Below are 23,999 nucleotides of genomic sequence, written 5' to 3'. Positions count from 1 at the left end.
CTCCCGGTGTGCGCGGGCACGCTCACCGGAGAGCGGCATCCCACCGCGAAGCCCCGGCGCGGACGAGCGGATACGTCCCTTCGAGCCGCCGCCCGGCAGTCCCACCCACCAACTCCGTTTCCCAACAGGTCGGTTCGTGGGAGGCCGCGTGCCGAACGGCTAGCTGCTCGGGGCCCGGTCGTGGGAGGCGGGCGTGCCGCCTCCCTGCCATTCGTAGTAGTCGCCCGTGCCGCTGTCGAGACCGACGAAGCTCAGCAGTCGGGCGGCGAACTCCTCGTCCATCTCCGCAACGGTTCGCGGGGTGTTGTAGTAGGTCGGGATCATCGGGTAGACGATCGCGCCCGCCTCCGTCACCTGGGTCATGTTGCGCAGGTGGATGAGGTTGAACGGAGTCTCGCGCACGCACAGCAGCAGAGGGCGTCGTTCCTTGAGGCACACGTCGGCCGCCCGCTCCACAAGGGTGTCGGACTGGCCCTGCGCGATGCGGCTCATCACGCCCATCGCGCACGGAAGGACGATCATTCCCCAACTGCGGTAGCTGCCCGACGCGGGCGGCCCGGCGAAGTCCGACTCCGGGTGCAGGACGGTGACCTTGTCCGACGGCGCACCCAGCAGGCGCTCGACGGGATCGTCCTGTTCGTCTCCTCCGAGTTCGTGGGCGATGAGCCGCCGCCCGTTCGCCGACACCAACAGGTCGACGTGACTTACCTGTTGATGAGCCGTCAGGTCGGCGAGGACCCGGCCGGCCAGCCGGGTGCCGCCCGCTCCGGTGACGGCCATGATGACGCGGCGCTGCTCGGGCACGGTGTCTCCTTCGATGCCTTCGGGGGTGGGGGCGACCGGGCGGTCAGTCGTGCTGACTGCTCTTGCCGCGGGTCGACGACGCGCGGCGCGGGCTGTCGTCACCGCTCTCCGCGTCGGGGCCGGCGGTGCCGGCCGCGTCCGGGAACAGCTCGGGTGCCCACAGGCTCGGGTCGACCTCGCGGAACTGAGCGCGCACGAAGTCGTCCCGCAGGGCGTACGGGGCGGTGGCGTCGAAGATCGTTTTGGCGGTGACTCCCTTGGTGGGCAGCCGGGGGTCGTACTCGGGTGTCTGCGACGGATCCAGGACGTGACCGGCGATGCCGGGGACGATGATGATGTCCATGTCCCCCTGCATCCGGGTCTGCATCGCCCAGAGCACGTCGTCGGTGTCGAAGATGTCGACGTCCTCGTCGACCAGGATGATGTTCTTCACCTCGGCGTAGGTGCCGAGCGCGACCAGCGCGGCCTGACGTGCGCGGCCGTCGTCGAAGGCGCTGGTCTTCTTCACCTTGATGACGGCGAGGAACTTCCCACCGCCCGCCGAGTGCGCGTAGACCTCGGTGACGAAGCCGGGCATGGCGGCGTCGCAGGCGTTGTAGATGCTCGCCTCGGTCGGGATGCCGACCAGGCTCACGTGCTCCTCACCGGGGCCGACCAGGGTCTGGAGAACGGGGTCGCGCCGGGTGGTGATGGCCGTGACCTTCATGACGGGCAGGGCGGAGTTGGCGGGTCCGTCGTAGCCGGGGAACTCGGGCATGGCGTGGCCGGTGTGGGTGTTCTGGTCCTCGGCCTGGCGGACGTCCGGCAGGATCTCGCCCTCGATGACGACCTCGGCGGCGGCGATGCACTTCTCCCCGACGGTGAGGCAGTCGACCAGTTCCACCGGCCTGCCGCGCAGCCCGCCAGCGATGGCCAACTCGTCGTAGCCGTACGGAGTCGTGGGTGCTTCGAAGCAGGCGCCGATGTGGATGGCCGGATCGAGGCCCATGTTGACCGAGACGGCCAGGGGTTTGCCCTGCGCCTCGGCCTTCTTCCGGAAGGCGTCGATGTGCCGACCGGGGGCGAAGAAGATCGTCATCTCGTCCTTGCCCTGCACGCAGAGCCGGTGGATGGTGACGTCCGTGCCCTTCTCGCCCTCGGGGTCACTGCTCAGCACCAGCCCGAGGCAGAAGTACGGCCCCGCGTCCTTCTCGGTGTTGGTGGGGGCGGGCAGGATCTTGCGGAGATCGAAGCCGGGGTCGTCGGCCCGGTGGACGACCTCCTGGCACCGCGCCTTCTCCGGACCGACGTCGACGGGGCTGATCGCGTCGCGGATCGCCTGCCCCATGTGCTGGGTCAGGCGGCGGGGCGGGGCGTCCAGGAGCAGGCCCACCCGCTCGCGGCTGGCCATCAGTCCCACCAGGACCCGGGCGTCGGGATACCCCGTGACGTTGTTGAACATCATCGCGGGACCGATCCGTGTGGGCCGCACCACGGTGCCTCCGGCGCCGACGTACCGGTACACGCCGGCCAGTTCCGCGATCGGATCGACAGCACGATCCGTCTCGATCAGCTGTCCCGGGTTCTCACGCAGGCGTTCCAGCGCGGACCGCAGATCGTGAACGCCGTCCTGCTGCTGCGAGGACACCATCAGAGGCTTCCTTACCGTCACTCCAACCCGACCGGAGAGTCGATTTGAGCACGAATGCGGCCATTTTCACCTCAAGGGGCTGTGTGCGTCGGCATCTCGGCCCAGAAGGCGGCCGAAAAAGTTGCAGGCCGTTGTCGATCTGCCGGTGTCTCGTTCGACGTCATGACGGGCGGCTCCTGCCGCCCGTCATGAGCGACAGGATCGGACAAGGGAAAACGTGCAACAACTACTGAGAGTCATGAATTTCAATGTCTCCGCCGACGGAGTCGCCGCCGGTGAGGACCAGAGTCTCGCCAGGCCGTTCGGTTTCGACCGTCCCGAGAGACTGTTCTCCTGGGCAGGAGCGACCGCGAGCTGGCCCATGCGCACGGACTCCGGCGGAAGCAGGGGGATCGACGACTACTTCACGCGGGACTTCGCGCGCAACATCGGTGCCGAGATCATGGGCCGCAACAAGTTCGGGCCTCAGCGCGGCCCCTGGACGGACCACGACTGGCGCGGCTGGTGGGGTGACGAACCCCCCTTCCACACACCGGTGTTCGTCATGACCCACCACACGCGTCCGTCGTTCGCGCTCTCCGACACCACGTTCCACTTCGTCGACGGCGACCCGGCGGCGGTCCTCGCACAGGCGCGGGAAGCGGCCCAGGGCATGGACGTCCGACTCGGCGGCGGAGTGACCACCGTCCGGCAGTTCCTCGACGCCGACCTCGTCGACACCCTGCACGTGGCGGTCTCGCCCATCGAACTGGGGGCGGGGCTTCGGCTCTGGGAGTCCCCCGACGAACTGCTCGACCGGTTCCACCTGGAGGTCGTGCCCAGCCCGAGCGGCGTGACGCACCACCTGTTCTGGCGAAGGTGACGTAAGGAGGATCGCTTCCAGGTCGGAGCGCGGGGCAGGCACGGCACCGGCGCCGTGCCGTGCCGTGCCTGCCCGCACCGGGAGCAGCTCGCTCGACGGTTCCTCGTCGCCCGACACGCCTCGATCTGCTCCGACCCGGCTTCGTGTCCGATCCTGCGACGCCGGGCCGGGCAGGCCCTCGCGGCGCCGCCGATCCGCCCACCCCACCGGTGCGGAGATCCAGACGGCCCGTGCGGTACCCGGCCGGGCCGGGCTCCGACCCGGCTCTGGGCACGCCCCTGGTCAGTCCAGGACCGTCGCCGCCTGCCAGGCGCCGGGGCGCATGCCCGTCGCGTTCCGGAAGAAGAGCGAGAAGTTCGACGGGTCCGGGAAGCCGAGCTCGCGTGCGCAGTGTGCCGCGGTGACGCGTTCGTGGGCGAGCAGGCGCTTCGCCTCCAGCACGATCCGGTCCACGATGTACGCCTTCGCGGTCCGGCCGGTGACCTGCTGCACCGCTCTCGTCAGGGTGCGCGGGGCGAACCCGAGCGCACGGGCGTAGTAACCGGCGTCGTGGTGGGTGCGGAAGTGGGCCTCGACGCTCGACCGGAACAGCTGAAACGTCGGATTCGCCGAGCGCGCCTGCGCGTGCGGGGGCTCGACGCGGGTGAGCAGCGCGGACAGCAGGATGTCGGGCAGCTCGGTCGACGCGTCCTCGGCGAGGGCCGCCGCTTCGAGGACGAGATGCCCGCGCGCCGCGTCGACGAACGGCCAGTCCTCGGCGGGAATGGGCCACCGGGCGACGAGATCGGGCGAGGCGACCAGTTCCCGTGTGCGGTGGGTCACCGGCGCGGTCGGGACGAACAGCACCAGGTGCCCCGTGAGGCGGGCGATGTCGTCCCAGCGGTGCACCGCGCCGGGCGAGATCCACACCGCTGTGCGCGCCGTGAGCGAGTGGGCGACGAAGTCGACCGTCACCCTGCCGTCGCCGTCGTCCACGAGGGCCAGTACGTGGAAGTCGGCGCGCTGCGTGCCCCCGTCGTTCATCTCCCTCAGCCGCTCGAACGTCATCACTTCGACCGACGACGCCCCACGGTCGACAGGCTGGTAGGTCATCTGCCGGATCGTTGCCACGAGTCCAGTTTTCACCATCGGCCGTCCAGTCACGCCGATGCCCCTCCCGGCGTGCGGCGGTCCAATGGAAACAAGGCGAAAGCAGCCGGTGAGCACAATCGGAGGACCTCCGCATGACCAGCACGCGACAGCTCGCACTGCCCACATACGACCACCGGACAGGCGCCGGTCCGACCCTGGTGTTCCTGCACTACTGGGGAGGATCCGCCCGCACCTGGGACCTGGTCGTGGACCGTCTGCCGGGCCGGGACACCCTCGCCGTCGACTTCCGCGGATGGAGCCGTTCGAACGCCCTGCCCGGTCCCTACACGCTCACGCGTCTCGCCGACGACACCGTCGCCGTCCTGGCCGACGCCCGGATCGACGACTACGTCCTCGTCGGACACTCCATGGGCGGCAAGGTCGCACAGCTCGTCGCCGCGAAGCGTCCCACCGGTCTGCGGGGGATCGTTCTCGTCGGATCCGGACCGGCCAGGCCGGCGGCTGAAATCACCGCCGAATACCGCGAGTTCCTCTCCCGCGCCTACGACACCGAGGAATCCACCGCGGCCGCGCGGGACACCGTGCTGACCGCCACCGCGTTGCCGGCGCCGATCAAGGCGCAGATCAGCAGGGACTCCCGGGCCGGCGTCGGCGCGGCCCGCACGGAATGGCCGTTGCACGGCATCGCCGAGGACATCACCGAACACACCCGCATGATCAACGTCCCGGCCCTCGTCGTGGCCGGCGAGCACGACCGCGTCGAACCCGTTGACGTGCTGCGCCGGAACCTCGTCCCGTACCTCTCCGGGGCGCAGTTCGCGGTGATGCCGAACACCGGGCACCTCATCCCGCTCGAAGCAGCCGCCGAACTCGCCGACGCCATCACGGCGTTCGCGCCGGCCGCCTGACCTACCGGCCGCATCCGTACCCACCACGCCCCGCGCCGCGCCGCCTTCAAGCGATCCGCTCAACGGCGGCAGCGGCGGTGCGTCGCACGAACCGACTCCGCTCCATCCGAAGGGGAAAGGCACCACCATGACGACAACGCCCGCCGACAGGCCCACCATCGTCCTCGTCCACGGCGCGTTCGCGGACGCGTCCGGCTTCAACGGACTGATCTCCGCCCTGGAGGCCGACGGCCACACCGTGGTCGCCCCGCCCAACCCGTTGCGCGCTCTCGCATCCGACGCGGCATCGATCCGCACCCGTGTCGCCGCCGTCGACGGCCCCGTGGTGCTCGTCGGCCACTCCTACGGAGGCGCCGTCATCGGCCACGCCGCGGACGGCCTCGACAACGTGACCGGCCTGGTCTACCTCGCCGCGTTCGGCCTCGACGTCGGCGAGAGCTGCCTCAGCGCCCAGGAGGGGTACGAGCCCTCGCTGCTCGGCACCGAGAACGCGCCCACCCCCTACGACGCCCCCGGCGCCCCTGGTGGCCCCGACCTCTACATCAACCCCGGCCGATTCCGTGAGGTCTTCTGCGGCGACTCCTCCGACGAGCTGGCCCGCACGATGTACGCGACCCAACGGCCTTTGTCCGCAGCCGCGTTCACGGAAGCCGCAACGGTCCGCGGATGGGACCGGAAGCCGAGCTGGTACCTGGTCTCCAACGACGACAACTCCATCCCGCCGCAGCTCCAACGGGACATGGCCGCACGCATGCACGCCCACACCGAAGACATCGACGCCTCCCACACCGCGTTCGTCGCACACCCGAAGCGGGTCGCCGACTTCGTCGGGCGCGCCGCCAAGGACTTCGCGAAGGCTGTTTGACCGTCGAGGGGGAGCGGGTCGGCAGGGGCGCAGCACGCAGCCCCTGCCGGCCCGCTCCCGACAGAGGTTCGTCCGACGGGGCGGGAGGGATTCAACGGCAGGGTGCCGTCGGCAGCGGGGAGCTCAGTCCGTGGTGAAGCCCGCGAACGCCTCGGTCGTGAGTTCCTGGAGCTCGGTGGGCGGGACGTCGCGGAGACGCTGGGTGAGCCCCCACCGGTGGCCGAAGGGGTCGAGCAGTTGGCCTTCCCGTTCGCCCCAATAGGCGTCACTCAACGGGCGGATCACTGTTGCCCCGGCCCCGACGGCCCGTTCCCAGGCGCTGTCGGCATCGTCGACGTGCAGGTAGAGGGCACCGTAGGTGCCGCCGAAGTGCCGCGGCCCGAACGAGTTCATCTCGGGGAACTCGTCGGCAAGCATCAGGGTGAGCGTCCCGATGCGGACCTGGACATGGATCAGCCTGCCGCCGGGCACCACCAGCCTGGTCAACTCCGATGCTCCGAAGGCTTGTTGATACCAGGTGGATGCCTCGTCCGCGCCGTGCACGGTGAGGTGCAGGGTGTGGGAACGGGCAGGGGAAACGAAGTTGGTGTCGGTGTCGGTGTCGGTGTCGGGGTCTGGGTTGAAAGACATCGGTGCTCCCTCTTCAGGACCTGAGTGCCGCCGTACGCCTCAATTGCTCCATGACCGCAGCTTGTCCGGGTTGCGCATCGCCCAGATGCGCCGGATGCGCGAGTCGTCGATGTCGAAGGCGTACACCGTGAGCACCTGGCTTCCGCTCACCGCCACGAGGCCCGGCTGGCCGTTGACGGTGCGTTCGAGGAGGTCGAGCCGGCCCGCGAGGCCCGCCAGGTGTACGAGGAACTCCGCGACCCGGACGTGGCCGTGGACCGGCTCCGGCGAGGCTGCCGCCCGGCCACCGCCGTCGGCGACGGCGACAACCGACGGGTCGAGGAGCCGCACCAGCGCGTCCACGTCCTTGGCCTGCCACGCCTGCCGGAACTCACCGACGACCGCGGACCGCCGCCGCGCTCCCGCGCCGCCGGCTCCGGTGCGCGCTGCGGCCACGCGTCGACGGCCCGACGAGGCGAGCTCGCGGCAGGCACCCGGCGTGCGGCCGACGATCTCCGCGACCTCGTTGAACGGCACCCGGAACACGTCGTGCAGCATGAAGGCGACACGCTCGGCCGGCGTCATCGAGTCGAGCACGACCAGGAACGCCATCTCGACGGACTCGTCCAACGTGATGTGATCGGCGGGATCTCCCTCCCTCGATCCGTGGGAGAGCGCGCTCCACTCGGCCCGCGCCGGCAACGGCTCCGGAATCCACTCACCGACGTACCGCTCCCGGCGCACGCGTGCCGAACGCAGCTGGTCCATGCAGATCCTGCTCACGACCGTCGTCAGCCAGGCAGCCGGATTCGCGACGGCGGACCGGTGGTCGGCGGGTTGCGCGAACCAACGGGCGTACGCCTCCTGCACGGCGTCCTCCGACTCGGACAGCGAACCGAGCAGTCGGTAGGCGAGGTTGGCGAGGCCGCGCCGCTGGGACAGCAACGGGTCGTCCTCGGGACGCGTCGAAGCATCTTCGTTTCCGCCGGTGTCGTCCATTCGGTCAGCGCCTCTCACTCGCCACGTACGCATCCTTCCGCGGAGTACGACGAGCCGGGCCCCCTCGATGTCAGGGGGCAACGACCGCGGCCCCTGCGGCACGCTCGCCCGAGGCGGGCGCGGGCGGGGGCGCCGGACGCCCTAGGATCGTGCCCTGATGACTGCCACTCTCGTAGCCAAGGGCCTCACCGCAGGTCATGGGGAACGCCTGCTCTTCTCCGACCTCGACCTCGTCGTCGCTCCCGGCGACGTGATCGGGCTGGTCGGCGCCAACGGCGCGGGCAAATCAACCCTGTTGCGCATGCTCGCGGGCCTCTCCGTCCCGGAAGAGGGGGAGCTGCGCCTCTCCCCCGCCGGCGCCACCGTCGGTCACCTCCCCCAGGAGCCCGAGCGGCGCCCCGGCGAAAGCGTCGCGGAGTTCCTCGCCCGGCGCACGGGCGTGGCCGACGCCCAGTTCGCCATGGACGTCGCGACCCAGGGGCTCGTCGACGGAACGCCCGGCGCCGACGACGCCTACGCGGCGAGCCTGGAACGGTGGCTCGCCCTCGGCGGGGCGGACCTCGACGAGCGCGCCGAGGAGATCACCGCGCAGCTCGGCCTGCGCGTCGGCCTCGACCAGAGCATGACGTCCCTGTCCGGCGGGCAGGCCGCCCGCGCCGGACTCGCCTCCCTGCTGCTCTCCCGCTACGACGTCTTCCTCCTCGACGAGCCGACCAACGATCTCGACCTGGACGGCCTGGAACGCCTGGAGGCCTTCGTCAGCGGTCTGCGCGCGGGCACCGTCGTCGTCAGTCACGACCGTGAGTTCCTCTCCCGCACGGTCACGCAGGTCCTCGAACTCGACCTCGCGCAGCAGCAGACCCGCCTCTACGGCGGCGGGTACGACGCCTACCTCGAAGAGCGCGACATCGCCCGGCGGCACGCCCGCGAGGAGTACGAGGAGTACGCCGGCAAGCGGGAGGCGCTCCAGGGCCGCGCCCAGATGCAGCGCTCCTGGATGGACAAGGGCGTGAAGAACGCGCGCCGGAAGGCGACCGACAACGACAAGCTCGGCCGCAAGTTCCGCAGCGAGGCCAGCGAGAAGCAGGCCGCCAAGGCGCGGCAGACCCAGCGCATGATCGAGCGTCTGGATGTGGTGGACGAACCGCGCAAGGAGTGGGAGCTGCGCATGGAGATCGCGGCCGCCCCTCGGTCGGGTGCCGTCGTGGCCTCCCTCAACCAGGCCGAACTGCGGCGCGGGGACTTCCGGTTCGGCCCTGTGACCCTCCAGATCGACTGGGCGGACCGTGTCGCCATCACCGGCGCGAACGGCTCCGGCAAGTCGACGCTGCTCGCCGCTCTCCTCGGTCGCCTCCCCCTCGACGCGGGACACGCGACCCTCGGTTCGGGTGTCGTGGTCGGTGAGGTGGACCAGGCCCGCGCGCTCTTCCACGGGCCGCAGACGCTGCTGGACGCCTTCGGTGCGGCGGTGCCCGACATGGAGCCGGCCGATGTCCGCACCCTGCTGGCCAAGTTCGCGCTCGCCGCGGACCACGTCCGGCGCCCCGCGGAGACCCTCTCCCCCGGCGAACGCACCCGGGCCGCCCTCGCCCTCCTGCAAGGGCGCGGCGTCAACCTGCTGGTGCTGGACGAACCCACCAACCACCTCGACCTCCCGGCGATCCAGCAGCTCGAAGCGGCCCTCGACGCCTACAAGGGCACCCTCCTGCTCGTCACCCACGACCGCCGCATGCTGGACGCCGTCCGCACCGACCGCCGCCTCCTCGTGGCGGGCGGGAAGGTCACGGACGTCGCTGCGGCCGACCGCGGCGCAGCGGGGTAGGGACAGAGACCGGCCTGGCCGGGTCCTGGAAGGGGACCGGCCAGGACATGGGCACCGCCGGGGGACCGGCCCCGCCCGGTGAGGGGCCGCCCGGGTGGGGGCCGTCGGGTCCTGAGCCCGGCGCAAGCCCCGACCTCGGTGTCAGCCCGGCCCCGGTGTCAGCCTCAACCGGACGACCGCACCGCCCGCGCCGTCGAGATCGCGGAGGCGACGCCCTTGGCGATGGCCCGGACGGCCTCCCCGGTCCCCTCGTTCGCCCAGGGGCCCGCGGACAGTTCGCCCAGGCGGGCCTTGCGCGCACGGCGGTCGGCCTCCGGGAAGAGCCTGCGCGACAGCCCGCACGCGTCAACCAGCAGGACCAGTGCGGCAGTTCGCTCGTCCACGGCGCCTCCGCCCATCGCCCGTGCGAGCCGGTCGCGTACGGCGAGGCCCGGCGCGGCGTCGACCTCGCTCCACCGGGTCACGGGGAACACCCCCAGGAACCGCCGCCGTTCGTCGCGCACGACACCACGGTCGCGCAGACCGGCCCCCACGCTCCTGTACGCCTTGCCGGCCGCGACCGTCCCCACCGTCCGCGCCGGCCGCCGCGGGCGGGACTGCGCGCGTACGGCCTGCCACCATTCCTCGGCCGGCGGGCCGGCCCGCTCACCGGCGAGGCCGCCGCTCCGCCCGTCGACCGCTACGAGCCTGCCGTCGCGCAGCACGAGCCGGCCGAGCAGCGCCAACTCCGTCAGCACCGCGCCCGCCACCCCGAACGACAGCGCGTCGTTGCTGAGCAGGCGTCCCGTACGGTCGCGTTTCGGCACGAGGAACAACTCCTCGGCCAAGGTCAGTCGCACGACACCGCCTCTTCCGTAGCGGTCAGGTACAGCGTCCACGTGGTGGAGGTTTCCCCCGGCCCCGACGCCCAACCCGGCAGAGCGGCAGCCGATCGGCGTCGGCGTCCCGCGGCGGCAGGCACGACGGGCAACGGGCACCTACGGCCGCCCCGTGGCGACGTCCTGTCCCGTCCCTCCGCCCCCGCCCCGGCGGGTGAGCCGCTCCGGGGGCGCCGGGCGCGTGGCCACCGCCCCTGTCCCATCCGGACAGGACCGCACAAAGTCGAGCACACCGATTCAAAAGCGGCGTCGTGGGAACTCGTCGGCCATGTCCCGCCTCTTCGGCAGCCGCAAGGGCCGAGGAGAGGCCCGTGGCACAGGAGGGTTCATGGCTGTACGTCATCGGGTGATCCGCAGGAGTCCGGGCGACGTCTGGGCGGTCCTGGCCGACGGCACCCGCTACGCGGACTGGGTCGTCGGCACCGCCGCCGCCCGCCCTGTGCACGGCCGGTGGCCCGAGGTCGGTTCGACGCTCGTCTACGAGGTGCGCCTCGGTCCGGTGCGCCTGGCCAACAGGACCGTCGTACGCGCGTGCGTCGAGGGCAGGGAACTGGAGCTGGAGGCGCACGCCGGGCCGCTGGGCACGGCCAGGATCGCCGTCGAGATCCGGCCGTGGGGCGACGACAGCCTCGTGATCATCGACGAGCATCCGCTGCGCGGGGCGGGCGGCACGCTGCACAACCCCGCCGTGGAAGTGATCATCCAGGTGCGCCACCGGGCGATGCTCAAGCGTCTCGCCGACCTGTGCGAGGCGCAGGACACCGAGGGCGAGACCGTACGCGCCGCACCTGTGGGGCCACCCGCGCCGCACGGGCCGGGGCCCGGCTGAGACGCGCCACCGGGCGGCGGACCGGGTCCGCCACCCTCGACGAACCGGAGGTCACCGTGCCGGACGCTGTGGTGATCGGGGCAGGGCCCAACGGCCTTGTCGCCGCGAACGTGCTGGCCGACGCGGGCTGGAGCGTGACGGTCGTCGAGGAACAGGCCGTCCCCGGGGGCGCTGTGCGTCACGACGAGGGGGTGCGCCCCGGTTTCGTGCACGACCTCTTCAGCTCGTTCTATCCGCTGGCCGCCGCCTCCCCCGTACTCGCCGCCCTGCGCCTGGACCGCGAGGGGCTGCGCTGGACCCACGCGCCCGAGGTGCTCGCCCATCCGCTGGTGGACGGCCGGTGCGCCGTGCTGAGCCGGGACCTCGACGTCACCGCCGCCTCCCTCGACGCCTTCGCCGACGGTGACGGCGCGGCATGGCGCGAACTCCACGACGTGTGGGACGGCCTTCGGCAGAACGTGCTCGGCGCCCTGTTCACCCCGTTCCCGCCCGTGCGCGCCGCGACCGGGCTCGCCAGGCGGCTGCGCACGGCGGGCGGGCTGCGGCTGGCGCGTTCACTCCTGCTTCCGGTGCGGCGGCTGGGCGAGGAGGAGTTCCACGGCGAGGGCGGGCGGCTGCTCCTCGCCGGAAACGCTCTGCACGCCGACCTCTCGCCCGAGGCGGCGGGCAGCGGCGGCTTCGGCTGGCTGATGTCCATGCTGGGCCAGACCTACGGCTTTCCCGTACCGGTCGGTGGCTCGGGCGCCCTCACCTCTGCCCTCGTCAGGCGTCTTGAGAGCCGTGGGGGCCGGGTGCTGTGCGGGCGGCGGGTCGTCGAAGTCGTCGTGCGGGGCGGGCGCGCCGTGGGGGTCCGCACCGCGGAGGGCGAGACGGTCGCGGCCGCACGGGCGGTTCTGGCGGACGTCTCCGCACCCGCGCTCTACGGCGAGTTGGTGGACGCCGCCCACCTGCCTGGCCAACTCCTGGCGGATCTGGGGAAGTTCCAGTGGGATTTCGCCACCTTCAAGGTCGACTGGGCACTTGACGGTCCCGTGCCGTGGCGCGCGCACGAGCCATCGACAGCCGGAACGGTCCATCTCGCGGACGGTGTCGACGAGTTGACCCGTTTCGCGGCGCAGATCGCACAACACCTCGTGCCCGACCGTCCGTTCGCGCTCTTCGGACAGATGACGACCACCGATGCCGCACGCTCACCACGCGGTACGGAGTCGGCCTGGGCCTATACCCACGTCCCGCAGCGGATCACCGGAGACGCCGGGGAGGAGGGCCTGACGGGGCGCTGGGACGAGCGCGAGCAGAACCTGATGGCCGACCGCGTGGAACGACAGGTCGAGCGGTTCGCGCCAGGGTTCCGTTCGGCCGTACTGGCCCGGCGCGTGCTGGCACCGGCCACGCTGGAGTCCCTCGACGCCAACCTGCACGGCGGCGCCATCAACGGCGGGACGACCGCCCTCCACCAGCAGCTCGTCCTCCGTCCGACACCCGGCTCGGGGCGGCCGGAGACCCCGGTGGCCGGCCTCTACCTCGCCTCGGCGTCGGCACATCCCGGGGGCGGCGTGCATGGTGCTCCCGGAGCCAACGCGGCCCGCGCCGCCCTGCGCGGACACCGCCACGCGTCCCTGAGCAGGGCGCAACGGCTGCTCACCCACCGCGACCGCAAGGGCGACCGGGCGGTGCGGAGGCTGCCGCCGGCCGCCGGGTGAGGCGGCGGTGACGCGTCGGACGCCCACCGGGGCCGCGGAGGACCGGGGAGGCCGGGAGCGGCTAACGCCCACCCGTGTGCCGAGCGCGTTCAAGGATGGTCGACCCCAGCCACATGCTCACCAACACGCCCACCATCAGAACGGGAGCGAAACCCAGCGAGTACCGCCACGAATGGCCGAGCACCACGTGCCACACCACGGCACCGAGCCCGAAGTTCAGGACGCAGGCGGCGCCCCATCGCAGTGCCGCCGGTCGTCGGAGGCGCCGCCCCCGCGGGTCCGCTCCGCACCGTCTCCGCACCGTCATACCCGCGCGTCTACCCCGAGCGGCTCCTTCGTTGCCCGGATCCCCGGCACGACCGCACACGCAGGACACGTACCGACGTGCTGCCGGACTCCCCGGCGGAGCTGTTTGCGCAAGGTGCGCCGCACGGTAGATAGACGGACGGCGCGCACCTGGACGGCTCGCCGTGGATTTCCCCGCCCGGCCAGGCCCGACACCGCACTCCGGCCCCGCGACGGAAACCGTCACCGAGTCCGTGTGCCCACGATCCGGTCCCGGTCCCTGCGAGAGATGGAGTGGCGATGTCCCTGCAGTCGGAGGCCGGTGCGGGTGACGACGCCGGCAGGGCCTGTGCCCGCGAGGAACTCACCGCGATCGCCGACCTGCTCACCGAACAGCGCCGCAGGATCGCGGGCTTCGCCGGGTCCGACGACCGGGCCGGAAGCCGGACATCCGCCGCGGCCGGGCCGGGCGCGGGCTTCGGCGCCGGGTCCCTGCCCGAGCCCCGGTGGCAGGAACTCATGGACGCGATGCCGACGGCGGCGCTTCTCGTCGCACCGGTCCGCGCGGCGGACGGCGGCGAGCCCGACTACTACTACGTCCGGCACAACACCGCCGCCCGGCAGTACGCCGAAACGGTGATCCCTCCGGGCACCCTCCCGCCCCGCCCCGCCCAGCCTGTGCCCCTCTTCGTCCGCTACCCCGAGATGGCGGGCACGCCGCTGCCCCGCATGCTCGGGGAGGCCCACAGCAGCGGCGAGAGCCAGGGCCCGCAGCCGGTGGAGTTCTCGCTGCGGGCCCCCAGCGGGGACGCGGTTCGCATCAGCGCGGACGTACGGGTCGTGCGCTGCGGCACGTACCTCATGTGCACGTGGGAGCGCGGCAACCGGCAGGCGCTGGCGCTCGCGGCCCAGCACCTGGCGAGGACGTGCTGGATGGAGTGGAACCTGACCGGCCAGAGCCCGCGCGCCTCCTTCGGCGTGCGGAGCGTGCTGGGTCTTGCGGACGACGCGTCGCTTCCCAGCCTCGTCGACATGGCGGCCATGACCGACGCGGCGGGAGGCAGGCTGCTCCACGAGGTGCTGTCCGACGTGCTGCTGCGCGGGCGGACCTCCGAGCGGGACCTGAACCTGGTCACGGGGCACAACCGCGTCCTGCGTTTCCTGGCCGAACCGATCTCACTGCCGGACGGACCGGTGTGGGCGGTGCGCGGCGTCATGATGGACGTCACCGGCGACCGCCTCACGCGTGACCGCGCCGACCGTGCCGAACAGGAGGCCCAGCGCGCCCAGCACCGGGTCCAGGCCCTCGGCGAGGTGGCGGCCACGCTGCGCAAGGCCGTCTCACCCCGCTTCGCCGGGGAGTCGGCACGCTCGGGACTGGAGACGGCGGCCGTGTACCGGCCCGACTCCGGAGCACGTGTCGGCGGAGACTGGTTCAAGGCGCGGGTCCTGCCCAGCGGCCGGACACTGCTGGCGCTCGGTGACGCACGGGGCCACGGCCTCGGTGCCGTCACGCTCATGGCGAAACTCAGGTACGCGCTGGCGGGCCTCGCGTTCACCGAGAGGCCGGTGGAGAAGCTCACCGGCTGGCTCAACAAGGTGGCCTACGACGACGGCCCCGAGTCCACCGCCACCGCCGTCGTCGCCCGCTACCACCCCGACCGCCGCCTGCTGCGCTGGGTCAGCGCCGGACACCTGCCGCCGATCCTGCTGCGGGACGGCGACGCGCAGCTGCTCGCCGCTCCGCCCCGGTCCGCGGGGTTGTCCCTGGGCGTCCTCCCGGACGCGTACTACACCGCCGTCGAAACCGTCCTGTGCGCCGGGGACGTCGTTCTCATGTACTCCGACGGTCTCGTCGAACGGCGGCCGAGCGACATCGACGCGGACACCGAACTGCTGCGGCGCAGAGCGGAGTTGCTCGAACGGGACGGAATCGGGCCCGGCCGTGCGGGACTTCAGGAGTACGCGGAACGTGTCGTACGGGCGATGACCGAGCTGCCGCAGACGGACGACGCGACCCTGCTCGCCGTGCGGTGCACGCCCTGACTCCCGCTCCACCGAACGGACTTGGGCGCGCTGGCCGTCCTCCGGGAAACCCGTTGCGAGTGCCCCGCCTCGGGTGTCGGATGGGCCTGCCACCGAACCCCGGGACGGAACGATGACCGCGTCGCTGCCCACCCCCACGCTGCTGACCGCTCGCCTTCGACTGCGTGCCTTCGAGGACGCGGACGCCGACGACCTCTTCGCGCTGCACAGCAATGCCCACGTGCTGCGCTACTGGGATTCGCCACCGTGGAACGACCCGGTGCGCGCCGAGCAGTTCCTCGCGACCTGCCGGCGGATGGAGCAGGACGGCACCGGGGTGCGGTGGGCCGTCGACCGTGTGTCCGACGGAACGTTCACCGGCTGGTGCACCCTGGCCTCGTGGAACCCGGAGCACCGCAGCGCCTCGCTGGGGTACTGCTTCAAGGAAGCGGCGTGGGGACACGGCTACGCGACCGAGGCCGCACACGCCGTGCTGCGATGGGCGTTCGACACGCTGGACCTGAACCGCGTCCAGGCCGAGGCGGACACCCGCAACGCGGCATCCGGGCGCGTGCTCGAAAAGCTTGGATTCCTGCTCGAAGGGACGTTGCGGGAGGACTGCGTCGTGAACGGCGATGTCTCCGACTCATGGGTCTACGGGCTGCTCAGGCGGGAGTGGCGACCCGGGTCCGGGACGCTCTCCGCCCGCTGAGTCCTCGTCCTGACGGCCGTCGGCCCGTGCGGGTTGCGTCAGGCCGGGTGACCTGCCGAGATCGGCCAGGCGCTCCGTTCCGAGAGAAGAAGCACCAGGGCGGCGATGTTCCAGGCGTCGTCCTCGCCCCGGTGGTGACGGCCTTCCAGCCGCAGCCCGGCCATCTCCAGCGCCTGGGCCATGCCGGGCCGTTTGCGCAGGCCGTACGCCTGGGTGAAGACGGCCTTGGCGTTCGTGTGGTGGCGGCCGAAGGGGTACGGGGCCGGTGCGGCCCGGCACTGCCGGGTGAACTGGTGACGGTCGTAGTCGCCCCAACTCGCCCACGGGCGGGCACCCGCCCGATGCTCGGCCGCCAGCAGTCGGCACGCCTGCGCGAACGTGACTCCCCGGTCGACCTCGTGCTGGGTGAGGCCGGTCAGCTCGGTGCAGAACTCGCTGACCCTCGAACGGGCCGGCCTCACCAGGATCCGATGCCGGGCGACGCGCTCGCCGGCGGTCAAGTCGACGACGGTCAGGCCGATTTCGATGATCTCGCTGACCTCACCGGCCGGTTGGGGGCCGGCCCAACAGGTGGCCTCGACGTCCACGACGTTGAGGAGACCGTCGGCGTCGGCACGGGTGCTGTCCATGGCGAAAGCGTAGGGACGGACGGCGGCTCGGGCACGTGGGTTTCCGCGCGGGCGGCAAGGGTGGTGGCAGGCGTCCCGGTCCGCCCGGTCGCGCGACGGTGCGCGCGCTCGCGGGAACGGGCACAGCCGTTGGGCCGGGGCGCCGTGCCCTCCGGCCCTCGCCCCGGCACGCCGATGGGTCACGGATGGAACCGCCACCGCCCCTCGGAGACGACGTCCACCTTGCCGTCCCTGACGCGTACCGCCGTCTCGTCGTCGATGAAGTAGAGCGGGAAGTCGGCCCGCGCGGCGATGCGATCGACCCAGGCGTCGTCCCGCTCGGGGAAGTCCGGGGAGTACAGGTGGGGTTTGAGATACCAGTCGAAGAGGCCGAACGGCGGCTCCACGGTCGTCGCACCGAGGAGGTGGAGGTCCGCGGTGTCCCCGATGACGTCGGCGGAGTGGCCGGTGAGGTTCCGGCTGAAGACCATCGACCCGGCGCTGACTCCCACGTAGACCCGGCTCTCCAACGCCTCCAGGATTCCGTCGGCCAGGTCGTTGCCGGTGATGCTCCGCGCGAGGTGGTAGTGGTTGCCGCCCTCGACGTAGAGGACGTCGGCACGGAGCAGTCTGTCGAGCACCACCTGCCGGGGCAGGCCGTTCAGCTCCAGAACGTCGAACTCGCGCCAGCCCAGGCCGTACAGCCGGTTCATGTCGGCCACGAACCACCCGTGGTCCCCGGGCTCGGCGACCGAGGCCGTGGGGATGTACACGACGTTCGCCGCTCCGAACGGCTTTCCCAGCATGTCCCGCAGCGCGTCCCGCAGCGTCTCGTTGCGCAAGCCGCTCGCCGTCAGCAGAAGATTCATCGGGCGAGCCAAGCACGGCGGGCGAACGCGCGCAACGAACCCCCGGACTCACCGATTCCCCCTGGCACGACCGGTGTTCTCGCCCTCGCTTCCCACCGTCCGGGAGAGACAGATCCGATCCCTTACAGGGAGGAAAAGGTCGATCTCGCACCTCTTCACGCAAGGCGCGCGGAGTCGGGACATCGCCTCCTATGCTCCAACTCTCCACGCCGTCAGGCCCGGACGGGACCGCCGGCGGGGAGAAGGCGCGGCGGGCGGCCGCGCGAGCACGAGGTGGACACAGCACCAGGGGGACCTTCGATGAACCGATCGCACACCGATGTTCACGCCGTCAACACCCGGACACGGAAGGTACTTTGGCGCACCGCGACCTGGGCGGGGGTCACGGTGGTCCTCACCGCCGCCGCCGGAGCCGTGGCACCGACGGCGTCCGCCGCGACCTACCGCTACGACTGCCGCAAGCTCGTCGGCGCCGGCTCCTACAACAGCCCGAAGCAGCTCGGCAACGTCACCGGACGCACCGTCGTCGCCGTCAACTGCCCGCCTCTGACCTCAGGCCTCCCCTACAACCACCGGTACTTCTCCTTCACCCTGACCCGGGCGGCCCGAGTGCCATCCCTGGCCGGGGCGACCTTCCGCCTGACCTCCGCGCAGAGCTCGGCCGTGAACCCCTCCCTGAGCCGGGGTCCGGTGACCTGGCTGCACACCTCGGCAGGCGTGTGGACCCGGGACCCGAACACCGGCGTCCTGAACGGCCGTTACCTCCCGCTCGCTCCCTACCCGGGCGGCGGGGTCCTCCCGGCGGGGACCTATCGGCTGGACATGCAGAAGCTGAAGTCGCCGCTGTCCTCACTCAGCACACCGTGGTTCAACGTGGTGGTGGCGGTGTCCTGACCCGAGGCATCCGGCTGCCGGGGCGGGACGGCGACGTCGTCGTCCCGCCCCGGCAGCGGGTTACTCGGGCCGAGTCCACACCAGCGTGTAGCGCCAGAACAGCCGTCGGCGCAGCCGGACACCGGGGAGGACGTCTCCGGCTTCGCGGACGATGTCGTCAAAGGGCATGCTCGCGGGGCGAGTTGGGGCCGTCATCGAAACGGGCCGCCGCGAGGGGCGGCCCCGGTTCTTCAGCCAGCCCGTCACAGCGTTGGCCGGGATGGCCACGGCGCCGAGCAGATGGTCCGCCGGGGTCCGGGCCCGGGACAGCCCGACGATCACCAGGGTCCCTCCCGGCACCAGGCTTCGCCGGAATCGGGTGAGCGCCCGGGTGAACGGCAGGTGGTGGATCGTGGCGACGCACGTGACGACGTCGTAGGGGCCGGCCGGAAGCTCGGCCATCGCGTCCGCGACGGTGAACGCGACCGGGAGCGCGGCAGGAGTTCCCTGGGACCACAACGCTCACTACCACCGTTGGCTCCTGCGGCAGTTGCCCAGTCGCTGCGACCGTGCGCTGGACGTCGGTGCCGGCAGTGGGGATCTCGCCAGGCTCTTGGCCGTACGAGCCGGGTCCGTGCAGGCCGTCGAGTCCGATCCGGGGATCACCACCCTGTCCTCGCGGCGAGCCCCCCGGCCGATCGGGCCACCGTCGAGCCGGGGCGGCGCCTCGCATGTGGGCCGGGTCAGGGGGCGAGCACGATCTTGCCGAGGGGATGGCCGTGTTCGAGCTGTTGGAACGCCTGCCGCACGTCCTCCAGCGGGTGTACCGCGCTGACGGGGACCTCGATGGCTCCCGTGGCCGCGAGGAGGGCGAGTTCGGCAAGGACCTCCGGCCTGGTTCCCTCCGTGCTCGCGTCCGATCTCGTCCCGTGTGCCTCGGCGGCCGCGTAGTCGATGGTGTTGATGCGTGCCGGGGCGACACCGAGGTCGAGAGCGAGCCGCACGTAGTCCCCTCCGTAGAAGTCCAGGAACGCTTCCGGCGCCGTTCCGCCGACCGCCTCCTCGATCCGGCCCTCGACGCCCTCGCCGTAGCTGACGAAGGTCGCGCCCCGGGCCTCCAGCCACTCCTGGTGCCGGGGTGAGGCCACGGCCACCGGGCGCGCGCCGGTACGGCGCACCAGCTGGACGGCGATGCTCCCCACTCCCCCGGAGGCCGCGGTGATCACGACGGTCTCGCCGGGGCCGGGGGCCACGGCGGCGACGGCCGCGTGGGCGGTGCAGCCCGACACGTACAGGGCACCGGCCACCTGCCAGGACAAGTCCGCCGGTTTGGCGACGAGTTGGCCTTCCGGTACGGCGACGTACTCGGCATGGCTGGACCGCTCCCAGGACCAGCCGAGGACGTGGTCACCGGGCTGCCACCGTGTCACGTCGGTACCGGTCTCCACGACGGTGCCGGCCAGGTCGCTGCCCTGTCCGGAGGGAAAGGTCGCCGGGAGGAACGCGTGCAGGGCGCCGGTGCGGATCTTGGCCTCGCCGGGGTTGATGCCCGCGGCGCGTACTTCGACCCGTACCTCCTGCGGTCCGAGGGCTCGCGGCTCGACGTCCTCGACGTCGAGGACGTCGACGTCTCCGTAGTGGTGGAATCGTACGGCTCTGATGGCTTGCTCCTTCTGCTCGTCGCCGTGGTGCGTCGGGCGATGGCTGTCGGTCGTGTCCGCCGGGCACGGCCCGGCCGGAGGTGGGTGGACCGTCGTGGTGCGCGACGGTCCACCCTGGTACCGCGCTGTGGGATCCCGCCTCCGGACGGGGCGTCCGGGTGTCAGTCGGCCTGCCGGTGCGGGTGGCTGTCGAGGTGGCCGCGCAGGAAGGTGCCGACCTCGTCCAGGGCTCGCGCGCCTTCGGGGAGCACGGCGGCGAACCCCTGGAAGACGTGCGGGGCACCGGGGAAGGTCCGCAGCGTGACCGCCACGTCGTCGTCGGCGGCCTTGGCGGCCAGCCGGACCGCGTCGTCGAGCAGGATCTCGTGGGTTCCGGCCTGGACGAGCAGCGGGGGCAGTCCGCGCAGGTCGGCGAACAGGGGGCTGGCAAGGGGGGAACGGGGGTCCGCGCCCGCGAGGTAGTCGCCGGCACGGGTGAAGAGTGCCTGCCGGGTGAGCGCGGGGTCGAGGGCGGCCTTGGTCCGGTGGCTCAGGCCCGAAAGGGTGAGGTCGGTCCACGGTGAGAGGACGGCGGCCGCCGCCGGGCGGGGCAGGCCGGCCTCCTTGATCATGGCCAGGACGGCCACGGCGAGCCCGCCACCGGCCGACTCGCCGCTGACCGCGATCTCCTCCGCCGGGACGCCGTGGTCGAGCAGACCGCGGTAGGCGGCGAGAGCGTCGTCGACGGCGGCCGGGAACGGGTCTTCCGGCGCGAGGCGGTAGTCCACGGTGTAGACGGTGGTGCCGGAGCGGCGGGCGATGTCGGCGGCCAGGTTGACGCTGGCGGCGGCGGAGCCGAGCACGTAGCCGCCGCCGTGGAAGTAGAGCACCGCCCCCGCCGGCCGGCCCTCGCCCGCCGTGACCGCGACGGCGGGGACGCCGCCGAGTTCGACGGGTACGGCGCGGACGTCGTCGGGAACGGGGTGGGCGCCGATCATCTCGTCGAAGACGACACGCATCTTGTACGGATCACCGCCCATGTCGAGCGGGGAGGTGCGCAGCATGTCGACGATCGCGTCGAGCGGGGACTCAGCCATGGTGGTCTCGCTGTTTCGTTCGGTTCAGCAGGGATGAGGTGGGGCGTGGCTCAGGCGTGGCGCAGTTCCAGGACCTCGCCGAAGCCCATGCGGCGGACGAAGTCGGTGCGGGCCTCGGTGACGGCGTCGTTGGCCTGCTCGACCGTGGAGTTGGTCAGGTCGACGACGCTGCGGAAGGGACGTTGGCCGTACGGGAGCGCGAGGATCCGGGTGATCTCGTCGGCGACGACGACGGGGTCGGCATGCGTGCCGGGGGTGAACAGGCCGGCGGTGGCCTCCTCGTTGCGGGCGACCAGCGGGTCCAGGGCCTTGTACGCCTCGGCCACGTCGGCGGAGGGTGTGGCGCGGCCGGCCTTGGGGAAGTGGTCGGTGCCCTCGGTGAAGGCACCGGGCATGACGATCACGGTCTCGATGCCGAACTGGGAGACCTCGTAGGAGGTGACCAGGGCGAGCGAGTCCATCGCGGCCTTGGACACGACGTAGGGGCCGAGGAAGGGCGGCGTCGTGATCGACGTGGTGCTGCCGACGTAGAGCAGGGTGCCCTGACCGCGTCCGCGCAGGTGCGGCAGGACGGCGCGGTTGAGCCGCTGGACGCCCAGGGTGTTCACGTCGACGAGGTGGGCGATCTCCTCGGCGGTGAAGGCCTCCACGTAACCGACCAGCAGGTGGCCCGCGTTGTGGATGACGACGTCGAGTTCGCCGCAGTCGGCGACCACCGCGCGGACGGCGGCGTCGGCCGACTCCTGGGAGGCCACGTCGAGTTCGACGACGCGGATGTCGGCGCCCACCTCGGTGGCGAAGTCCCGCAGTTCCTGGGCGCGTTGGGCGTTGCGGCCCTCGGGTGCGCGCATCGTCGCGTAGACGCGGTGTCCGGCGCAGGCGAGCGCCTTGGTGGTGAGGTTGCCGATGCCGGTGGCAGCACCGGTGATGAGAACGGTGGACATCAGATCATTCCTGTCGTGCGGTAGCGGTGGGTGTTCTTGGTCTTGCGCTTGTTCGGGTCGCCGGGTGGCGGCCCGCTCCTTGCGGGTGGGCGGGCAGCGCGGCGGTCAGGCGATGCCGCCGTTGGAGAACAGGACCTGGCCATTGATCCACCGGCCCTCGGGGGCCGCCAGGAAGGCGACGGCGCTCGCGATGTCCTCGCTGGTGCCGAGCCGCTCCAGCGGCGACGCGGCGGCGATCCGTCCGACCAGTTCGGGGCTCTTGCCCTCCAGGAAGAGCGGAGTCGCGGTCGGGCCGGGGGCCACGGCGTTGACGGTGATGTCCCGGCCGCGCAGTTCACGGGCGAGGATCAGGGTCATGGCCTCCACGGCGCCCTTGGTCGCCGCGTAGGCGGCGTAGGTCGGCTGCTGGAGCCTGGTGACCGAGGTCGAGAAGTTGATCAGCGCGCCGCCGGGGCGCAGCCGCCGGGCGGCGAGCTGCGAGACCACGAACGTGCCGCGCACGTTGACCCGGTGCATCCGGTCGAAGGCGTCGAGGTCCATCTCGGCCACCGGCGCGAGCAGCATGATCCCCGCGGTGTTCACCACCACGTCCACCCCGCCGAAGTGCTCCTCGGCGGCGTCGAACAGGGCCGTCATCGCCGCCTCGTCCGCGACGTCTCCCGGCACGGCTACAGCCGTCCCGCCTGCCTCCTCTATCGACGCCACCACCTTCCCGGCGCGCTCGGCACTGCCGGAGTAGTGCACGACGACCGCGGCACCCTGCGCGGCCAGCGCCGCGGCGACGGCCCCGCCGATCCCTCCCGAACCTCCGGTCACGATCGCCACACGCGTGGCGGACTTCTCGTTGGCGGCGGACTGCTCAATGGTTGCCATGACGGTTTCCCTCTCGTTTTTGTGGACAGTAAGTACACTAACGTCATGTGGACGGTGAGTCCACATAGAAATGGCCTCCAGGTCCATATAATTTTTTCGGGAGCCGCGCCCACCGGGCCGGCCGTGCGGGAAAGGAGCAGACACGTGGAGCGATCAGAGGCCGAAGCGGCCGAACCGCTCAAGCCGGGACGCGGACGCCGCCGGGCGGAGGACGTCCGCCGTGCGACGCTCACGGCGGCGACCGAGCTGCTGCTCGACGAAGGAGTCCACGCCCTGACCTTCTCGAAGGTCGCCGCCCGCGCGGGCGTCAGCAAGATGACCCTCTACAAGTGGTGGCCCACCCCGGGGGCGCTGGCCTTCGACGCCTACTTCGACACCTTCAGGGAGACCCTCGCCTTCCCCGACACCGGCGACATCGGGCGCGACCTGACCACCCAGCTCAACACCTTCGTCAACCTCATGAACCGCAACGGCACGGTCATCGCGGGGATCATCGGCGCCGCCCAGGGGGACGCCGACCTGGCGGAGGCGCTGTCGACCCACTACGTCCTCCAGCGGCGTGCCCTCGCGGTCGAGCGCCTCACCCGCGCGCAGCAGGTCGGCCAGATCCGGGAAGAGGTCGACCTGGAGACAGTCGTCGACCAGCTCTGGGGTGCCGTCTACCACCGCCTGCTGCTCCCCGCGCAGCCGTTGACCCCGGACTTCGCGGACCGCCTGGTCGCCAACCTCCTTCAGGGCATCGCCACCCCGGGCTCCCCGGACACGGCACCCTGAGGCGGCAGCACGGACGCACCGGCCGACCTCGACCGCCCTCCGCCTCCGTCCGGCCTCGTACCGTCCCGGTTCGAGTGAGCCCAGGGCCGAACGCGTCGCGGGCGCCACGCGCCACGCGGCTCGCCGCGGCCCGGAGAGCCGGGTGCCGCGACGCGCCCGTACCCTGAGCACCGGCCACCAGGAACACCGCGGTCGGTGCCCGCCCCGCCCGTCGACCCGACCAGCCGGGTCGACGGCCGGGTGGGGCCGGTCGCCCCGCCCGGCCGTACCGCCCACGCCGTCACACGAGCCGCCCCGT

General features: G+C 71.8%; 22 protein-coding genes and 2 pseudogenes. 11 read left to right on the top strand and 13 right to left on the bottom strand.

The window, feature by feature from the left end:
• Positions 1–159: 159 nt before the first annotated feature.
• Both ACFZA0_RS16625 and ACFZA0_RS16620 read right to left on the bottom strand, forming a co-directional pair.
• Positions 160–804: a UbiX family flavin prenyltransferase gene (locus ACFZA0_RS16625; protein ID WP_391016694.1), complete on the bottom strand. Its 645-nt coding sequence runs from the start codon at positions 802–804 to the stop codon at positions 160–162.
• A gap of 43 nt (positions 805–847) precedes the next feature.
• Positions 848–2,434 (bottom strand): UbiD family decarboxylase domain-containing protein, encoded by a 1,587-nt coding sequence (locus ACFZA0_RS16620; RefSeq protein WP_391016692.1) that lies wholly within the window; start codon positions 2,432–2,434, stop codon positions 848–850.
• A 217-nt stretch (positions 2,435–2,651) separates the two neighbouring features.
• On the opposite strand from ACFZA0_RS16620, the gene ACFZA0_RS16615 reads away from it, so the two are divergent.
• A complete protein-coding gene (locus ACFZA0_RS16615) occupies positions 2,652–3,296 on the top strand; it encodes a dihydrofolate reductase family protein (RefSeq protein ID WP_391016690.1) in 645 nt (214 codons plus the stop codon).
• Positions 3,297–3,578: 282 nt separating this feature from the next.
• Here the strand turns inward: ACFZA0_RS16615 and ACFZA0_RS16610 are convergent, their stop codons facing one another.
• The gene (locus ACFZA0_RS16610) at positions 3,579–4,388 is read right to left on the bottom strand and encodes a helix-turn-helix domain-containing protein (RefSeq protein ID WP_391016687.1); all 810 of its coding nucleotides are present in this window, start codon (positions 4,386–4,388) and stop codon (positions 3,579–3,581) included.
• 131 nt (positions 4,389–4,519) lie between these two features.
• Between ACFZA0_RS16610 and ACFZA0_RS16605 the strand changes: the two genes are divergently transcribed.
• A complete protein-coding gene (locus ACFZA0_RS16605) occupies positions 4,520–5,296 on the top strand; it encodes an alpha/beta fold hydrolase (protein WP_391016685.1) in 777 nt (258 codons plus the stop codon).
• A gap of 127 nt (positions 5,297–5,423) precedes the next feature.
• A complete protein-coding gene (locus tag ACFZA0_RS16600; protein WP_391016682.1) occupies positions 5,424–6,161 on the top strand; it encodes an alpha/beta fold hydrolase in 738 nt (245 codons plus the stop codon).
• Between the two features lie 123 nt (positions 6,162–6,284).
• Here the strand turns inward: ACFZA0_RS16600 and ACFZA0_RS16595 are convergent, their stop codons facing one another.
• Positions 6,285–6,791, bottom strand: coding sequence for a VOC family protein (locus tag ACFZA0_RS16595; RefSeq protein WP_391016679.1), 507 nt, complete (start codon positions 6,789–6,791; stop codon positions 6,285–6,287).
• Between the two features lie 39 nt (positions 6,792–6,830).
• On the bottom strand, positions 6,831–7,769 hold the full coding sequence (sigJ, locus tag ACFZA0_RS16590) for an RNA polymerase sigma factor SigJ (protein ID WP_391016676.1): 939 nt from the start codon (positions 7,767–7,769) through the stop codon (positions 6,831–6,833).
• A 157-nt stretch (positions 7,770–7,926) separates the two neighbouring features.
• Between sigJ and ACFZA0_RS16585 the strand changes: the two genes are divergently transcribed.
• On the top strand, positions 7,927–9,591 hold the full coding sequence (locus tag ACFZA0_RS16585; RefSeq protein WP_391016673.1) for an ATP-binding cassette domain-containing protein: 1,665 nt from the start codon (positions 7,927–7,929) through the stop codon (positions 9,589–9,591).
• A 164-nt stretch (positions 9,592–9,755) separates the two neighbouring features.
• Here ACFZA0_RS16585 and ACFZA0_RS16580 read toward each other — a convergent pair whose 3' ends face one another.
• A complete protein-coding gene (locus tag ACFZA0_RS16580; protein WP_391016670.1) occupies positions 9,756–10,430 on the bottom strand; it encodes a GPP34 family phosphoprotein in 675 nt (224 codons plus the stop codon).
• 367 nt (positions 10,431–10,797) lie between these two features.
• On the opposite strand from ACFZA0_RS16580, the gene ACFZA0_RS16575 reads away from it, so the two are divergent.
• The 4 genes from ACFZA0_RS16575 to ACFZA0_RS16560 all read left to right on the top strand — a co-directional run bounded on the left by ACFZA0_RS16575 (position 10,798) and on the right by ACFZA0_RS16560 (position 16,023).
• The gene (locus ACFZA0_RS16575) at positions 10,798–11,298 is read left to right on the top strand and encodes an SRPBCC family protein (protein WP_391016667.1); all 501 of its coding nucleotides are present in this window, start codon (positions 10,798–10,800) and stop codon (positions 11,296–11,298) included.
• Between the two features lie 56 nt (positions 11,299–11,354).
• Positions 11,355–13,001, top strand: coding sequence for an FAD-dependent oxidoreductase (locus ACFZA0_RS16570; RefSeq protein WP_391016664.1), 1,647 nt, complete (start codon positions 11,355–11,357; stop codon positions 12,999–13,001).
• A gap of 585 nt (positions 13,002–13,586) precedes the next feature.
• Positions 13,587–15,332 carry a SpoIIE family protein phosphatase gene (locus tag ACFZA0_RS16565; RefSeq protein ID WP_391016661.1) on the top strand — a complete coding sequence of 582 codons (1,746 nt, stop codon included), beginning with the start codon at positions 13,587–13,589 and terminating at the stop codon, positions 15,330–15,332.
• Between the two features lie 112 nt (positions 15,333–15,444).
• On the top strand, positions 15,445–16,023 hold the full coding sequence (locus ACFZA0_RS16560) for a GNAT family N-acetyltransferase (protein WP_391016659.1): 579 nt from the start codon (positions 15,445–15,447) through the stop codon (positions 16,021–16,023).
• A gap of 38 nt (positions 16,024–16,061) precedes the next feature.
• On the opposite strand, the gene ACFZA0_RS16555 is transcribed toward ACFZA0_RS16560, so the two are convergent.
• Together ACFZA0_RS16555 and ACFZA0_RS16550 are read right to left on the bottom strand one after the other, a co-directional pair.
• Positions 16,062–16,652 (bottom strand): exonuclease domain-containing protein, encoded by a 591-nt coding sequence (locus ACFZA0_RS16555; protein WP_391016656.1) that lies wholly within the window; start codon positions 16,650–16,652, stop codon positions 16,062–16,064.
• Between the two features lie 179 nt (positions 16,653–16,831).
• Positions 16,832–17,500, bottom strand: a complete 669-nt coding sequence (locus ACFZA0_RS16550) for a Type 1 glutamine amidotransferase-like domain-containing protein (RefSeq protein ID WP_391016654.1) — start codon at positions 17,498–17,500, stop codon at positions 16,832–16,834.
• A 300-nt stretch (positions 17,501–17,800) separates the two neighbouring features.
• Between ACFZA0_RS16550 and ACFZA0_RS16545 the strand changes: the two genes are divergently transcribed.
• Positions 17,801–18,394, top strand: a complete 594-nt coding sequence (locus tag ACFZA0_RS16545; RefSeq protein WP_391016652.1) for a hypothetical protein — start codon at positions 17,801–17,803, stop codon at positions 18,392–18,394.
• Positions 18,395–18,454: 60 nt separating this feature from the next.
• Here the strand turns inward: ACFZA0_RS16545 and ACFZA0_RS16540 are convergent.
• Positions 18,455–18,877, bottom strand: a pseudogene (locus ACFZA0_RS16540) (class I SAM-dependent methyltransferase); the annotation flags it as partial.
• Between ACFZA0_RS16540 and ACFZA0_RS16535 the strand changes: the two are divergent.
• A pseudogene (locus ACFZA0_RS16535) lies at positions 18,834–19,064 on the top strand (hypothetical protein); the annotation flags it as partial. The pseudogenes ACFZA0_RS16540 and ACFZA0_RS16535 sit on opposite strands and share 44 nt — an antisense overlap.
• 52 nt (positions 19,065–19,116) lie before the next feature.
• Here ACFZA0_RS16535 and ACFZA0_RS16530 read toward each other — a convergent pair.
• From ACFZA0_RS16530 to ACFZA0_RS16515, 4 genes are all read right to left on the bottom strand, one after another.
• On the bottom strand, positions 19,117–20,034 hold the full coding sequence (locus ACFZA0_RS16530; RefSeq protein WP_391017590.1) for an alcohol dehydrogenase catalytic domain-containing protein: 918 nt from the start codon (positions 20,032–20,034) through the stop codon (positions 19,117–19,119).
• A gap of 161 nt (positions 20,035–20,195) precedes the next feature.
• A complete protein-coding gene (locus tag ACFZA0_RS16525) occupies positions 20,196–21,110 on the bottom strand; it encodes an alpha/beta hydrolase fold domain-containing protein (RefSeq protein WP_391016649.1) in 915 nt (304 codons plus the stop codon).
• Between the two features lie 50 nt (positions 21,111–21,160).
• Positions 21,161–22,054 carry an SDR family NAD(P)-dependent oxidoreductase gene (locus tag ACFZA0_RS16520; protein ID WP_391016646.1) on the bottom strand — a complete coding sequence of 298 codons (894 nt, stop codon included), beginning with the start codon at positions 22,052–22,054 and terminating at the stop codon, positions 21,161–21,163.
• A gap of 105 nt (positions 22,055–22,159) precedes the next feature.
• Positions 22,160–22,927 (bottom strand): SDR family oxidoreductase, encoded by a 768-nt coding sequence (locus ACFZA0_RS16515; RefSeq protein WP_391016644.1) that lies wholly within the window; start codon positions 22,925–22,927, stop codon positions 22,160–22,162.
• Positions 22,928–23,071: 144 nt separating this feature from the next.
• On the opposite strand from ACFZA0_RS16515, the gene ACFZA0_RS16510 reads away from it, so the two are divergent.
• Entirely contained in the window at positions 23,072–23,701 is a 630-nt protein-coding gene (locus ACFZA0_RS16510; RefSeq protein WP_391016641.1) for a TetR/AcrR family transcriptional regulator C-terminal ligand-binding domain-containing protein, read from the top strand.
• Positions 23,702–23,999 lie beyond the last annotated feature (298 nt).

It is taken from the genome of Streptomyces sp. NPDC008150 (assembly GCF_042956945.1).
Taxonomy (GTDB): domain Bacteria; phylum Actinomycetota; class Actinomycetes; order Streptomycetales; family Streptomycetaceae; genus Streptomyces.
This window is presented reverse-complemented; position numbering and strand designations above follow the sequence as displayed.